Below are 13,560 nucleotides of genomic sequence, written 5' to 3' on the forward strand. Positions count from 1 at the left end.
CCAAACAGTCCCAACGCCCAGAAAACCCTTGTTTTCTACACTTTTTCAGTTCCTTATTTCGTGGCCCTTGACATCAATACTACACACTCAACGGTATTCCCAGATTCCCACAAATTTGAAGTGTTTTCTACTGTTTAATTCTTAAAAGCTCTGGTGCAACCATAATATCCAACTTTTCTTTATCAATAAATTTCATAAAATCCAAGATAATCTCTTCACTGTGTTTCTGCAAATCAAATATTTGATTCTCTAACTTTTGATTCTCTTTGATATATTTGGAATAAACCGTCTTAATGACTTCCGTCAATTCAAAAATATGGATACACAAATACCTATCTATATAATATGCATTTATGTTTATTACCATGGACTTCGTATTCAATTTCATTTTGCATTTATTCTCTGCAATTGTTTCAAGATATATATTCCAGTTTACCTGTTCTGGTGTACAATGACTATAGCTATTCAATGACTTTCTAATCGTTTTTCTGTATTCCGAAAGATTCACCTCATCTGTGATTGAATCAAATGTCCATATTTTAGCCGCATCACTACTTTTCAGTTTACCTTCATTCCACTTAATCGCAGCATTTTCATCAATCCCGATAGCTGCAAAGCAGTCTGTAGCATCCTCTATGGCGCGCAAGAGAGTTATTGCTGATGAATGCAACCCTCTGCAATTTATCAGCCCTGCACTGGTTATCAATCCTAAAAGATGTGTTAAAATCAATGCACATGCCGATTTTGATTCAACTGTATTCGCAACTGTTTCTGGCTTAACTTCAGCAAAATGCCAAGCAATTTTTAGCATTTTTTGTACAGGACTTTTCTCTCCAATAATATCTGAAAATGGTTTCTGTAATTGATTACTCATATATACATTCTACCCTTATTCTTCATGACAGGTTGTTGCTAGTTTCGGCAAATTATTCAGGCTCACTGTCTCCAATGTCTGTAATTGCTGTACCGCCAACTGTCGAAGCAATTCCATTCGTTCTTTTTGACTTTTCCCTTGATTAATCAAAACCGCATTATAGCTTTCCAAATTCGCAAGTACCAATAACTGATTCAGCGTTGCAGCATCTCTCATGTTTCCTTTTACAGTTGAATTCTCGTCTTTCCACTGCTTCGCTGTTTTTCCAAACAGAACTACATTCAACATATCTGCCTCATTAGCATATGTATAGGCTATCTGTGCAGGAGTTAATTCTGGCGGAATCAAATTTTCTTTTATCGCATCAGTATGTATCCTGTAATTCAACTTAGAAATCTCTCTGTTCAAATTCCAATTCAGAGATAACCGACTATTCTCATCTGACTTTAATCTCCTGTAATCCTTCATAATATATAACTGAAATTCTGGAGAAATCCAAGTTGCAAAGGACATCGCAATATCACTATGGGCATAAGTTCCACCATAACGTCCTGCTTTTGAAACAATACCAATAGCATTCATCTGTGTAATCCACTTTGTCGGCGTCATCACAAAACGATTTAATCCTGCCTCATTTTTAACCGCCTCGAATTGCACACGGTTAAAATCAGGATTATGCAGTTCTTCCCAAACGCCTAAAAATTCTATTGTGTTACGATTGCGCATCCAATTTTGAATCACAAATCGTGGGTCATCCTCATTTCGATATTTTGCAATATCTGTTAATGAAATAAATTCATTTTCAAAATTCGTAGTATAAATACCAATATCTATACCTTTTGCATGGATAGTTTCCTTAACAATCTTCGCCATAACCATCCTCCTTCTTCTCATCATAAGCTCAGCTAAAATATCTCCTGAGCCATTTATCCTCTACCTAATTTATAACTCATTTTTCATCCCTCTTCCCACATTTCCCGATATGCTTCAATGTAAAGCTTAATGTAACTAGGGTATACATACAAATATCTTCTACACACCCTTTTATACAATTCCAATATTCTTTCATCACATGCAGAGTCCAGTAGATACTCCAACAAATATAACAATTCATCTTCTGACACGGTTCTGCTACACATATCTTCAACCAACGGCAAATAAACTTCATAGGCTTTTTGATGTATTTCAACTATCCGCTCTGCAATCTGATAAATCCTTTCATCCATTAAATTACCTCAAAATATTTAAGTGCATCCGTTATCGCTTCTACCTTCTCTTTCGGTGGATGCTTCCTCGGATGTTTTAATTCTTCTACCGCTTTAGGAGCATCATACATTGTCAATCCCAAAGACCTTTTCACCTCTACGACATAAGCGGTATGTACCTTAAATCCATATTTCCTCTCAACATATTCCTGTATCATTTTATAAGTAATTTTCGGTTTTGGCTGGTATTTCTTTGCACGCTCCGCTATTGCATCTAAAGGTACTTTCCCATCACCTTCTCCAAATTCCACCGTAACATTAATGACACTATCTGGTGATTTGTGGGACAAAAGTACGATACTTTCCACATATTCACTATTGTCCAAACCTCATCACATATCTTTTTATTTCTTATCTGCCTTTTGTTCCAGCATTTTTATAGAGTTCAAATAGTCCTCTTCTACATCACTAATAGTTCTGGCTTTATATTTCTTATATTCATCTGTTGCCTTATTAACAGCCTGCTTATGAGAGACACTTCCATTTCCCTGCAATAACTGCTCTCCAGTCATTGTAAGAATACGATCCAAATGTTCTGCCCAATCTTTCATGGTCATTGCCTGTTCACGTTCTGCCTGACGTTCCGCAAAATCTAAATACCCTGACACCAGTTGACCCATTGCTCGAAGTTCTTTTTCATCCAAATAATTTTTTGCAACAACAGCTTCTTTCAATGTCGGCTGATTTCCAACAAATGTTGTAAGTCCCATAAACTCTTTTTCAGCATCTGCCCTTGTGTAAATAACCTCTGCCGCTGTTTGACCATGAATCGCATAATGAATTTTATTCTGCACTTTTTTGAAAAAGAGAATGGATATTTCCGCTTTGGGATCGTAATCAATGCTAGTAGCGTAAATCTCCAGAACTTGCCTATAAAATACCTTTTCAGAAGCACGAATGTCTCGGATTCTTTCAAGTAATTCTTTAAAGTAGCCGCCGCCACCCAGATTTTTCAATCGTTCATCGTCCAATGCAAAACCTTTTCGCATATATTCTTTCAGTATATTAGTCGCCCAGATCCTGAACTGCGTGCCGCGTTTGGATTTCACACGATAGCCCACAGAAATAATGACATCCAAATTATAGTAGTCAACTTGATAGGTTTTTCCGTCCGATGCAGTTGTTGCAAAATTTGCAACAACTGACGCTCTCACTAATTCACCTTCAGAAAAAATGTTTTTAATATGCCTTGAAATTGTCGATTTGTTTCTTTGAAATAATTCAGCCATCTGGTCAATGGATAGCCATACGGTATCTTCGTCAAAAGTCGTTTCAATTTTTGTCAAACCATCTTGTGTTGTATAAATAATGATATTAGATTTCTGCTCCACGTTCTCCCGGTTATTCACTCGCACACCTCAATTCTACTATATTGTGCAACACCCGTTGCTCTTTTATTATTCAATTGCTTTTTCATACCATTCGCACTCTAATTCTACGTAACTACACATAATTATTGCGTTCCAGAGTTTTTCTTTCTCGCTTGTAAAAAATCATTTCTCATATACATTTACTTTTAAATTCTTTTGTCAAATCTCTTATTTATGATTTGCCAAATCAAACTTATCGGTATGGAGTTTCGACTTTGGCAGTTCTCCGTCAGAGTTTATCTCTGCCCATGACCAGAAAGCCTCGAGAAGCGGTTTCTCGCGGTTAAGCCGTTCTTTTTTCTTCTGCTCCGGGGGAAGGCCGTCCAATTCCTTTTCTATCTCAAACAACTTATTCAGCCGCAGGACTGCTTCCGCGGGTTTGGAAGCTTCCGGGTCATGGATGTCTTTTGGCAGCGCGTCCACAAAAGCCCGGCGCAGATGGGTATAGCACAGGCATCTTGTGACCTCCCTGACTCCATTGTATCCGGAATAAGCATCCGTATGGATATATCCGGTGTAGCCTTTTAAAAACGCTTCGGGATATTTCCCACCCCTCCCCGGCTGGTACTCAAAATATCGGACCGGCTGTTTGCAGTCCCTGATGCTGCAGTAGACCCACATATAAGAATCCGAAGTATTCTTCCTCCCTGGTTCCATCAGCACTTGTACGCGGGTTTCATCAATGTGCAGATACTCCTGTTTCAGAAGTTCCTGCCTGAGATGACCGACCACATGGGAAAGCCAGTCCCGATAGACGACCATGAGCCAGTTCGACATCGTCGCCCTGCTTAATGACAGTCCCATGGCCTCCCATTCCTTTTCCTGGCGGTATAAGGGGATACCCAGTTCAAACTTCTGGTGGATGAGCCACGAAATCGTGGAAGCAGATGCAAGGGAGTGCATGACCGGGGGACAGGGCACCGGAGACTTCTCCATATAAGGTGTTCCGTTTTTTCGGCATGCCCTGCATTCATAAGTTTCCCGGTAATGATCGACCACTTTTAGGCTGGCAGGAATGAACTGTACTTCAGTACGGACAAACTCCTCACCGACTTTTACCATGGCGCTCCCGCACCTTTCACAGATCTGTTCACGCTTATCGATCGTGTGGAGCACTTTGCTGCGGGGAATGTCTTTTATCAGCTTCTCCCGCTGGCCGGCATATTTCCTTTTACGCAGATGTTTTTCGACCTCCACCAAATCCGGCTCATGGGCATCCGGATCAGCACAGGATTCCATTTCATTAAAAAGAGACATCTGTCCCTCTATTTCAAGGGCAGACGTCTTCTCTGACTTTGTCCCATAAAGTTTACGGGTAAGGAAATCAACCTGCTCCTTAAGGAGCAGGACCTGCTGTTCCAGTTCTTTGATCTGCTTTTTGTACTCCTGTGCTGTATCCGGCATGGGCTGAAAACCTTCTTTTTTCTGATAGGTTCATTATACCATAAAACAGCAGGATTTTCCAGCACTTATAAGGAATTCCCGGTTTTTCCGGGCTTTGTAGGAGCCCATTTGCGCACTGCTTTTGGCTGTTCCGGGTTCAGACCCTCCAGCAGCCAGCGCAGCTGCTGATGGGAGATCTGTCTGGCTTCTTCACCTGTGCGCGGCCACTTTAGACGGCCGTTTTCGTAGCGCTTATAGAAAAGGCAGAAGCCGTCCCCTTCATAGTGGACTGCCTTGATCCGGTCCGCACGCTTCCCGCAGAAAAGGAATAAGGAATTGCTGTAAGGATCAAGCTGAAAGCTGTATTTTATGATATCTACCAGGCCGTCCAGCTGTTTTCTCATATCCGTGTACCCGGCGTGCAGATAAATTTTTTCCACCCCGGAGAGGTCTCCTAACATGACCGCACTGCTTTCAGGACAGCCTCCAGCAACTCCCGGGGAGTATCTTCAAAGAGTTCAACAGTCACAGTACCGGTATGGAGCACTGCTGCAGGAGTGGTGCAGAAATCCTGTCTGCCGCGAAGGGATACTTCCGTAAATTCCGGAGCCGCATCCGGCATCAACGCAGTCTGCTCCATTACCGGCCTGCATCCATGACTCTTTCGGGGCAGTTCCTCAAGCGCCAGCTTCCGAATCTTTGCGATCCAGTAATAATAGCTTTTTAAAGAGATATCATGCTGTTCGCACCATGCCTGGTTTGTCAGGCCGGAGGCTCTGCATTGCCGGATCACGTCCAGCCAGTACTGAAGTTTTACCTGTTTATCAGGAGTTAAAGATGAAATATCCATGGGTTCGCCCCTTTTTCTTAGATTTAGAGTTTCGAGAGCGGACTCTAAAAACTCTAACCCTAAGTTTACAAGAGAACGCCAAATATTTCACTACACGTTCTTATTTGACGCTTACAATTTAGGGCTTGCCAGTTATAAATCAACGCTCATCAAGCGTATGATTTTTCTTTTGCCGTCGTTCAGCAGATTGGGGCTATATGGATTTAGTTCTTTCGGAAAAAGCGTTCAAAGTGCTCGTAAGGGGGTAGCCCCCTTATCGGTGATTTCAATATAATCAGCTTTAGTCATACCGTACAAATAGTAATCGCAGTATGTGTTTACCATTTTACCCTCACGGATAAGTCCCTCACGCTTGAAGCCTGCTTTTTCCAAAGTTTTATACGATGCAATATTTTGTACATGAACATCAGCCCAAAGACGCTGCAATTCTGTTTCTTCAAAGCAGAAGATAGCTACTCTCGCCAGCGCTTCTGTCATAAGTCGGTTGCCTTGATAGGCAGGAGAAAGGCGAAATGCTACTTTTGCCATGCGGTCATTTTCAATGAGATACACCCACATATCCCCAATGACTTTATAATCTTGTTTGTGAACAATACCCCAATGAAAACTTTTTGTGGGTTTCTCCGGCTTTTGAAAAAGCAATTCCGGGTTTAAGTCACTTTTCCCGGGGCGTTTTCCCCAATACTGATAAATGGAACTGTCACCCAACCATTCTTTCAAATCTGAAACATCTTCTTTTCGCAGAGGGCGTAGGATAAGTTGTTCCGTTTCAAGAACAGGCTTATTCTGCGCATAATCCTGTAATTTCATAAGCCACCCCCTTCTTAAAATTTGAACACCTGTACCCAATTAAAATAACCGGACTCTTCTGTGCTTTTCGGCCATTCGCTGCACCATGCGGGAACACCGGGTGTTTCAACCCTGTCAAAACTCGGAGTGTACGGCTTGATGTCAAGCACGGGCGTATTGTCATTTGCGTCAATGAATGTAACACGAATCATGCCGTTGGTGAAATCAATGTTGATAATTTCGGACGCTGTTAATGCAATAGGGTTCGGACGCGCAGGAGATCGTGTCGCAAATACACCCATGACTTCGGGCGCGCCTTTATAGGGCTGTTCTGTCTGTAATTCATTCCGGTCTGCGTCGTTGTCGCAATCGCTGAACCACCAAAGGACATTGATGTGGCTGAAGCCCTCTAAGGCTTGCAGTCCGGGAATGTACCCCGGCTCTAACTGAATAAATGTGCCGAATTCATCATTTTTTACTCTGCCAATGGCTTTTAATTGATAGGTCATATTTTTCCTCCTTGCTTTTGTTGGTAAAACCAGTATAAGACCTCACATCATGTGAGATGCAATAGGGAAAAATAAAAAATGCCCTGCATTTTTAGCAGGATATTTCAAAGTCTATACAATCATGCGTGTTCCAGCGGTATTTGAAGCTCAATCAAATATTTTTCAGAGTTATTCTCATTCCACGGACCTCTATGCACGATTTGGCGCATCGGGTTAGACATTTTGTATTCGCTGTTTTTCTGCAACCATTGGGCAAAGGCAAGGTAGGCACCTTTTATATTTGCAAAATCACCATAAACCATTGCATAGGCCATATATGGGACTGGTTCTGTCATGTGGAAACAAAATGGCTCTTTTGCCATTCCCATTTTCTTTACCGGGGCGCATAGCTCAATATCAACATCGGTCTCTCGAAATTCTATATCGTGATAAATGGAAAATGTATTGCCCGTTATTTCGATTTTTTGCGCTTCTGTGAAAGTAGAAAGTTCCTTCCATAAGTCACCCTCGGAATAGTAGTTTGGTACAATTTTCCGCAAGGATAGCACCTGATACGAAGGGATTGACTTAACGGAGATGTTATAGTGCAGTTCTCCTTTATTACCCTGTATTTCACTTTTTGCCAGTTCGATCTTCCGCAGTTTTTTTCGTTCAGCCTGTATTGCGTTTTCTATCTCTATGCGCTTCTTGTCAAGTTGCACAAGAAGTGATTGCTCGTCCATCGTCAGGGCAAGCGCAATTTCCGAAACATTCAGCCCACTATCCCGCAAATACAAAATCTTATTTAGACGCGGTATTTGCTTTACTGAATACAGTCGGTGTCCCGTCCACTTGTCAACCTCTGCCGGTGTCAGAAGTCCTACCTCGTCATAGTAGCGAAGCATACGAATAGATACCTGCACCAGCTTTGAAAATTCACCTATTCTAAACATTCTATCACCACCTATCTATCATTATATCCATAGTTTTTGATACTTCAAACAGAAATTCGCTTTAAGTAATATAGATTTATTTTGGCTAACTGATAATGATGTGGCGCTTTTTCAAATACATTATCTCTTTTTCTTGTGTAGCTTTAAGTCAATATTTTTCGTTGCCGCTGCATCCTGCAGTAATCCAGCGACAAAGGCGCTTTTTTCTTTGAGCGTCAGTGTCTCCATATCAGGTTTACGATCCATTTCCCTAAGTACCGTTTGCAATTCTTGCAGTTCCAACAGGTTGACGGCTACACAAAAGAGTGTCTTTTTGCGGCCATCATTATAGTTGGACAAGAAAACCTCCAGCATTTTTGCTTTTTCCGCCTGCTCTGCATTATAAACATCTATCCCGAATCGTTTGGCCTTTTCCATATCGGATCTTCGGCTTCGGTGTGTTATAAAGGAATCAAAGTCGTCAATATGATCGTATTTTCCGCAAGGGTATTCACTGCATTGGAAGCAGTATTCAACACTGTCATGTTTCATGCTGCACCTTGCGATTTTGCACGACTGATTTCCTTCACCGCCGCCGCAGCCAGGACAGTTTTTATTCAAGAACATGGGGCAAAGCCCGCAATTCAAACCGCAGAGGGAAAATAATTGATTTGGTCGGTTAAATCCTTTCATGGCATCTCCTAATGTAAGATAAATCCTAATCTTTGCTAAACGTGACTCTCAGCAGACAGTAATCAAATCCCTGTCGTATGCTTTGCAATATTTCCACATCCACGGGAGTCTCAAAAACAAGTTCAAAAAGTTTCTTATTATATCCTGCAGTACAGTGGCACCAAGTTAGGGATTGTGAAAGAGCCGCCTCCTCTAACATCGGACACTCACAAGTAAACATTTTCGTATATAACTGATTTTCTTCTATATACCAGCCGGCACCATTTTTATTTAATGCAGATACAAAGCGGTGCAAATCTTTATTAAGGGATTTATATAACCGTTTCAGTTCCTTAGCCGTATCTTTCAATCTTCCATTTTCATTACAATAACAATTCTGACGAATTTCTTTGACGATATTTCCATCAAACCTGTTTTCCAGAAGAGACGATAGCTTTTCCACCCATTCCGCGCGTTCTGCAGGTGTTGAATTTGGTGTTAACGGCAATTCAAACATTACACTATCTGATGACTCTTTTGAAACTGTCGTTTCCAAACTGCGTTTCAGTCTCATAAGTTCATCCAATTCTAAAGTCGGTGATATGTGCTCCGGCATAGAAAAATTTCTCATATTTGGCACCTCCCTCGGCTCAAAATTTGTATTCCAGATCAAAGAATTTTTTTATTCCAAGTCCAGCATACTGATTGATTCACATTTTCCCTTCTCAATCACAATAGCAGGCATAGCTTTTGCAGGCCGCAATCAGTTACCAAAGAAGTCTATATCATACCTTGTCCCATGTGAGAAAAGAATTCCTTCTGTTAATTGAATACATAATATAATCGTATTTTCATCGTCAAAATCAGTATGGCCGTTATCGATCCATTCAGCAAAGACCTTTTTCAATTTGTCAGCAATCAGACAATTTTCCGTTTTCCCGAAATATCCTAAGCTAACGCCTTTCCCATGGGCTGTAAACCACTCACCGGCGATTGCAACAACAGGGTTATCCTTTATGTGTTGCATTTTATTTGAAAGCGCATGGGTAATGATATAAAATGCTCCATTTTCGTAATAAGCATTTACATATCGTACATAAGGCATCCCGTTTTCTGTTGTTGCCAAGGCGATAATTGTGTCTTTCCCGAAACGCTCAATCATGACCAGTTCTGCTTCTTGACTAAATTCTTTCATTAAATCTTTCTCCCTTCAAATTATATTTTTCGGATCTGTTCAAAGTCTCGACAAGCTGGAATTTAGCTATTGTCTTTTCTTTTCTATTGTGTAGGATTGCAGACCCTTCTGACAGCCATTCTTTTCATAAAATCCCTCTACTCCCGGTTGTGAACCAAAATATAACATAGTAGGCGTATTATCCTTTGCAAGTTGAAGAAGTCTACTTCCTACTCCTTGTTTTTGATATTCTGGAAGAACAAGCAACTCTGTAATTGTTCCAAAATAATAACCATCTGAAAGAATACGCAAACACCCTATCAGCACTTTGTCATCATAGGCGGTTATATTCAGCGTTTTAGATAATGCCTCCTTTGTTCTTTCGATGTCATAATCGCCTTGCCATACTTGATTAACAAAGGAGAGAAAAGTTGAAGCATTAAGTTTTTTATCACCCACTTTGTATTCCATTATTATACCTCCACAACTCCGAATCGTTTTTCAATTTGACAAAAGCAGAAGCCATATAAACATCACTAAAATGATAGCCCCTATTAAAGAAAAAATGTTTACAACTTTATTTACTTTTGCCTTAAATATTTTCGATAGAATGAAGAAGACTCCCATGCCTATTACTCCGCCCAAAGTGTTTGCTAAAAGGTCAGTAATATCACTTGCCCCAATAGCAAAAACAAATTGTACGGTTTCAAAAAACAAACTTGTCAGAAATATTGGAATAAACTTTTTAAGGAAAGGCTTCTCTTGTTGCAATGCACATAACAAAATTCCGAAAGGAATAAAAGCAAAAACATTATTATATATCTCACCAAAACTTATTGTTCCGTTGACGATAACAGAACCTCGGAAAGGAATTAGATTCACACTTCTCAAGTGATCTATATCTTTAAAAGAAAATTGTAGTTTAAATATTATAATCCATGTTAATGCTAACAGATATACAATAAGTAATCCTTTGGTTATTTTTTTTGATTGCATTTTATCGCTCCTTTCTATAAAATTCCGGTTAGTTTATCCGTCCACAGTACATTAACTATTCAGAAGTTTTGTCAAATCCTCCACGGAAGCGTCCATTTTCACAGAAACTTCTTCCATTGTCATACCGGTAGCAAGAAAACGCTTTATAACCATTTTCATATCCTCGCCAACCTCAATGATATGTCCGTCCAAATCGTAAAAGCGAATCACCCGCTGGCCCCAGCTATGATCGATCACTTCTCCCAGATATTCAATATCCGGGTATTCTTTCAACTTGTTCAAAAAACCGTCAAAGTCCTGTTCCTCAAAGACGATTTCCGCATTGTTGGATTTCTTTAATATCTTTTCTTTTGGCAGATCTACAAGCCAGTCAAAATCCTGCTGCAATGCCAGTCCGCAGGTAAAAGCAATGTTTCTGCCATAATCCTGGAACACCTCTAATCCAAACAAATCCTCATAAAAATTTCTTGCGGCACTGATGTCCACCACCGAAATCACAGTACATGTATATTTCATAATGATAATTCCTCACTTATAGATATATTTTCGTGGCTCAACAAAACGGAAATTTGTCATTTTCGGTTCGGTTTTCTTTTGATAGCCAACAATTTCATGTAATCATCAAAATCAGCCGTATTAGTCGGTTCAAACATAACCCATTTCCCGTCATGATAGGTTTTCGCCTCATCATACTGCTTACAAACAGCATTAGAAAGAGTATCCCTTATCGCTTCAAATTTGGCTCGTTCATCTTTGCCTAAGATTACCATAAAGCCCATACAGTTTTCCCTTGCATATAGGGCGCAAAGTGTTTTTCCGCCTCTGCGATATTTGTATTCATAGGTCCAGGACTTGCCACCGCTGTTCCATATGCGATCCATATCGTATTTCTCGTCAATCGCAGCGCATAGCCTCTGCCATACGTCATATAAAGATTGTCCAATCAAGGCAATCATATCATTCTCATCTGGTATTATGTTGATCATAACTTAGCCTCCTCAAAACACCACTATCGATCCTGTTTTCAAAGATTGCGCTATTCCTCATTTGCTCATCAACCATATTGCCGCAACCCTTTGATATAGTCAACATGATATAGTTTCCACACATGAACTGAAATTCTTTCTATGTGATTTCTGTTCGTCAGACCAGAGGTTTGCTCTCCGGGTTAGTACTTTCCCCGAAATCCGGCTTCCTTCAGATTCAACTTCACGATGGACACCCTTGCCTTCGGCTATATCCTTCCCACTACCGGGCGGATTCCAGACTTTCATTGGTTAGAAACGTGCGCCGCCAGGCGCACCACTATAAAAAAACAGGTTTGAAAAACTGCTTTTTTATATATGAAGTATCATTGTCGCCAGCCAGAAATAAATTAAAAGTGAAAGCGCATCCATAACCGTCGTAATAAACGGAGATGATATTACAGCCGGGTCAAGCTTCATTTTTTCTGCAAGAATAGGAAATACGCATCCAACCATTTTGGCAAATATAATTTCGATTATAAGTGTCAGACTGATTACAAGATCAACCTGAATAGTAATAGCACTCATACCGAGCAATATTCTGTCAACAAACCATATTTTAACAAAATTGACAGTGGCAAGTGTAATTCCGCACAGAACACCTACTCTGAATTCCTTCCATATCACTTTAAAAATATCTTTAAAATTTATTTCTTTAAGTGAAAGAGCACGGATAATAACGGCACTCGCCTGACCTCCCGAATTACCGCTTGTTCCCGTAAGCATAGGTACAAACGAGGTCAGTACAATCAGTGCCGAAAGCTTGTCCTCAAAAGCATTTAAAATCATACTCGTAAATGTTGCACTTATCATAAGAAACAAAAGCCACGTAATTCTGGATTTCCATGTTTCAAAAATGCCTGTTTTGAGATAAGGTTTCTCGTTAGGCAGAATAGCGTGCATCTTCTGGATATCCTCAGTATTCTCTTCCTGCAATACGTCAATAGCATCATCGACTGTAATGATACCCACAAGCCTGTTTTCCATATCCACAACAGGAAGAGCAAGGAAGTTATACTTATCAAGGAAATTTGCCGCTATTTCTTTATCATCATGCGTGTTTACAAAAATTATATTTGTTTCCATAAACTCTTCAATCTTATCGTCATAATCGTGTAACAAAAGTTCCTTTACTGTAGTTACACCAATAAGATGCCTTGAGCTGTCAGTAACGTAACAAGTATAAATTGTTTCCTTATCAACACCTGTACGTCTTATTCTTTTAAAGGCATCCTCAACAGTGTTATCCTTTTTCAGATCAACAAACTCAGGGGTCATAATTGAGCCTGCGCTGTCCTCAGGATACTTTAAAAGAGTGTTAATTGATTTTCGTGTCTGTGCATCAGTATTTCTGAGTATTCTTTTTACAATTGTTGCAGGCATTTCCTCAATAATATCAACTGTATCATCAAGGTAAAGCTCGTCAATAACCTCACGAAGCTCTGTATCTGAAAAAGCATGGATGAGAGCCTCCTGCGTTTCACCGTCAAGCTCAACGAATGTTTCAGCCGCCTCTTCTTTAGGAAGAAGACGGAAGAGCAAAATCCTCTGTTCATTTGGAAATTCATCAAAAAGAACAGCAATATCAGTTGGATTAATGTCTGCTAAAATGCTTTTAAGCTGTGAATATTTCTTCTCTCTGTAAAGAGTGGAGATTTGCTCTATAAGCTTTTCAAATTCAAGTTTTTCAAGATTCATAGTCCGTATCTCCTTTCGTTTTTTATTTTATTCCATAGTATTGT

The 13,560-nt window shown here is 40.1% G+C and carries 18 protein-coding genes and 1 pseudogene; all 19 read right to left on the reverse strand.

Translation table 11 applies throughout. The annotated features are described in order from the left end of the window. Positions 1-127 precede the first annotated feature (127 nt). Positions 128-874 carry a hypothetical protein gene (locus tag AC6I2O_RS03115; protein WP_120393262.1) on the reverse strand — a complete coding sequence of 249 codons (747 nt, stop codon included), beginning with the start codon at positions 872-874 and terminating at the stop codon, positions 128-130. A 15-nt stretch (positions 875-889) separates the two neighbouring features. Further along, positions 890-1,747: a KilA-N domain-containing protein gene (locus AC6I2O_RS03120; protein ID WP_120393261.1), complete on the reverse strand. Its 858-nt coding sequence runs from the start codon at positions 1,745-1,747 to the stop codon at positions 890-892. A gap of 83 nt (positions 1,748-1,830) precedes the next feature. Next, positions 1,831-2,100 (reverse strand): hypothetical protein, encoded by a 270-nt coding sequence (locus AC6I2O_RS03125; RefSeq protein WP_120393260.1) that lies wholly within the window; start codon positions 2,098-2,100, stop codon positions 1,831-1,833. Further along, entirely contained in the window at positions 2,100-2,465 is a 366-nt protein-coding gene (locus tag AC6I2O_RS03130) for a hypothetical protein (RefSeq protein WP_120393259.1), read from the reverse strand. Before AC6I2O_RS03130 ends, AC6I2O_RS03125 begins: the two co-directional genes overlap by 1 nt. Positions 2,466-2,483: 18 nt before the next feature. After that, on the reverse strand, positions 2,484-3,488 hold the full coding sequence (locus AC6I2O_RS03135) for a virulence RhuM family protein (RefSeq protein ID WP_120393258.1): 1,005 nt from the start codon (positions 3,486-3,488) through the stop codon (positions 2,484-2,486). Positions 3,489-3,713: 225 nt separating this feature from the next. Next, positions 3,714-4,913 (reverse strand): annotated as a pseudogene (tnpC, locus tag AC6I2O_RS03140) (IS66 family transposase); the annotation flags it as partial. Between the two features lie 65 nt (positions 4,914-4,978). Continuing rightward, positions 4,979-5,332 carry an IS66 family insertion sequence element accessory protein TnpB gene (tnpB, locus tag AC6I2O_RS03145; protein ID WP_497741777.1) on the reverse strand — a complete coding sequence of 118 codons (354 nt, stop codon included), beginning with the start codon at positions 5,330-5,332 and terminating at the stop codon, positions 4,979-4,981. 14 nt (positions 5,333-5,346) lie between these two features. Then, positions 5,347-5,742, reverse strand: coding sequence for an IS66 family insertion sequence element accessory protein TnpA (tnpA, locus tag AC6I2O_RS03150; protein WP_497741778.1), 396 nt, complete (start codon positions 5,740-5,742; stop codon positions 5,347-5,349). A 225-nt stretch (positions 5,743-5,967) separates the two neighbouring features. Continuing rightward, the gene (locus AC6I2O_RS03155; RefSeq protein ID WP_120392752.1) at positions 5,968-6,552 is read right to left on the reverse strand and encodes a GNAT family N-acetyltransferase; all 585 of its coding nucleotides are present in this window, start codon (positions 6,550-6,552) and stop codon (positions 5,968-5,970) included. Positions 6,553-6,566: 14 nt separating this feature from the next. Beyond that, entirely contained in the window at positions 6,567-7,040 is a 474-nt protein-coding gene (locus tag AC6I2O_RS03160; protein ID WP_120392751.1) for an SAM-dependent methyltransferase, read from the reverse strand. A 119-nt stretch (positions 7,041-7,159) separates the two neighbouring features. Next, a complete protein-coding gene (locus AC6I2O_RS03165; RefSeq protein WP_120392750.1) occupies positions 7,160-7,972 on the reverse strand; it encodes a MerR family transcriptional regulator in 813 nt (270 codons plus the stop codon). A 120-nt stretch (positions 7,973-8,092) separates the two neighbouring features. Then, the gene (locus AC6I2O_RS03170; protein ID WP_120392749.1) at positions 8,093-8,644 is read right to left on the reverse strand and encodes a DUF3795 domain-containing protein; all 552 of its coding nucleotides are present in this window, start codon (positions 8,642-8,644) and stop codon (positions 8,093-8,095) included. Positions 8,645-8,669: 25 nt separating this feature from the next. Continuing rightward, positions 8,670-9,254, reverse strand: coding sequence for a DUF6144 family protein (locus AC6I2O_RS03175; protein ID WP_497741779.1), 585 nt, complete (start codon positions 9,252-9,254; stop codon positions 8,670-8,672). 132 nt (positions 9,255-9,386) lie between these two features. After that, positions 9,387-9,818 carry a pyridoxamine 5'-phosphate oxidase family protein gene (locus AC6I2O_RS03180; protein WP_120392747.1) on the reverse strand — a complete coding sequence of 144 codons (432 nt, stop codon included), beginning with the start codon at positions 9,816-9,818 and terminating at the stop codon, positions 9,387-9,389. 66 nt (positions 9,819-9,884) lie between these two features. Continuing rightward, on the reverse strand, positions 9,885-10,268 hold the full coding sequence (locus tag AC6I2O_RS03185) for a GNAT family N-acetyltransferase (protein ID WP_497741780.1): 384 nt from the start codon (positions 10,266-10,268) through the stop codon (positions 9,885-9,887). Between the two features lie 30 nt (positions 10,269-10,298). Continuing rightward, positions 10,299-10,793, reverse strand: coding sequence for a VanZ family protein (locus AC6I2O_RS03190; protein WP_120392745.1), 495 nt, complete (start codon positions 10,791-10,793; stop codon positions 10,299-10,301). A gap of 51 nt (positions 10,794-10,844) precedes the next feature. Continuing rightward, positions 10,845-11,309, reverse strand: a complete 465-nt coding sequence (locus AC6I2O_RS03195) for a VOC family protein (RefSeq protein ID WP_120392744.1) — start codon at positions 11,307-11,309, stop codon at positions 10,845-10,847. Positions 11,310-11,365: 56 nt separating this feature from the next. Next, a complete protein-coding gene (locus AC6I2O_RS03200; RefSeq protein ID WP_120392743.1) occupies positions 11,366-11,779 on the reverse strand; it encodes a DUF3788 domain-containing protein in 414 nt (137 codons plus the stop codon). Between the two features lie 351 nt (positions 11,780-12,130). Further along, a complete protein-coding gene (mgtE, locus tag AC6I2O_RS03205) occupies positions 12,131-13,516 on the reverse strand; it encodes a magnesium transporter (RefSeq protein ID WP_120392742.1) in 1,386 nt (461 codons plus the stop codon). Between the last annotated feature and the right edge of the window lie 44 nt (positions 13,517-13,560).

Source organism: Blautia sp. St.27G3 (genome assembly GCF_059728505.1).

What these genes read in the sequence shown, in the direction of transcription:
- AC6I2O_RS03115 (WP_120393262.1), bottom strand. Translation starts at nt 874, where the DNA reads ATGAGTAATCAATTACAGAAACCATTTTCAGATATTATTGGAGAGAAA.
- AC6I2O_RS03120 (WP_120393261.1), bottom strand. Translation starts at nt 1,747, where the DNA reads ATGGCGAAGATTGTTAAGGAAACTATCCATGCAAAAGGTATAGATATT.
- AC6I2O_RS03125 (WP_120393260.1), bottom strand. Translation starts at nt 2,100, where the DNA reads ATGGATGAAAGGATTTATCAGATTGCAGAGCGGATAGTTGAAATACAT.
- tnpA (WP_497741778.1), bottom strand. Translation starts at nt 5,742, where the DNA reads ATGGATATTTCATCTTTAACTCCTGATAAACAGGTAAAACTTCAGTAC.
- AC6I2O_RS03155 (WP_120392752.1), bottom strand. Translation starts at nt 6,552, where the DNA reads ATGAAATTACAGGATTATGCGCAGAATAAGCCTGTTCTTGAAACGGAA.
- AC6I2O_RS03160 (WP_120392751.1), bottom strand. Translation starts at nt 7,040, where the DNA reads ATGACCTATCAATTAAAAGCCATTGGCAGAGTAAAAAATGATGAATTC.
- AC6I2O_RS03165 (WP_120392750.1), bottom strand. Translation starts at nt 7,972, where the DNA reads ATGTTTAGAATAGGTGAATTTTCAAAGCTGGTGCAGGTATCTATTCGT.
- AC6I2O_RS03170 (WP_120392749.1), bottom strand. Translation starts at nt 8,644, where the DNA reads ATGAAAGGATTTAACCGACCAAATCAATTATTTTCCCTCTGCGGTTTG.
- AC6I2O_RS03175 (WP_497741779.1), bottom strand. Translation starts at nt 9,254, where the DNA reads ATGAGAAATTTTTCTATGCCGGAGCACATATCACCGACTTTAGAATTG.
- AC6I2O_RS03180 (WP_120392747.1), bottom strand. Translation starts at nt 9,818, where the DNA reads ATGAAAGAATTTAGTCAAGAAGCAGAACTGGTCATGATTGAGCGTTTC.
- AC6I2O_RS03185 (WP_497741780.1), bottom strand. Translation starts at nt 10,268, where the DNA reads ATGGAATACAAAGTGGGTGATAAAAAACTTAATGCTTCAACTTTTCTC.
- AC6I2O_RS03190 (WP_120392745.1), bottom strand. Translation starts at nt 10,793, where the DNA reads ATGCAATCAAAAAAAATAACCAAAGGATTACTTATTGTATATCTGTTA.
- AC6I2O_RS03195 (WP_120392744.1), bottom strand. Translation starts at nt 11,309, where the DNA reads ATGAAATATACATGTACTGTGATTTCGGTGGTGGACATCAGTGCCGCA.
- AC6I2O_RS03200 (WP_120392743.1), bottom strand. Translation starts at nt 11,779, where the DNA reads ATGATCAACATAATACCAGATGAGAATGATATGATTGCCTTGATTGGA.
- mgtE (WP_120392742.1), bottom strand. Translation starts at nt 13,516, where the DNA reads ATGAATCTTGAAAAACTTGAATTTGAAAAGCTTATAGAGCAAATCTCC.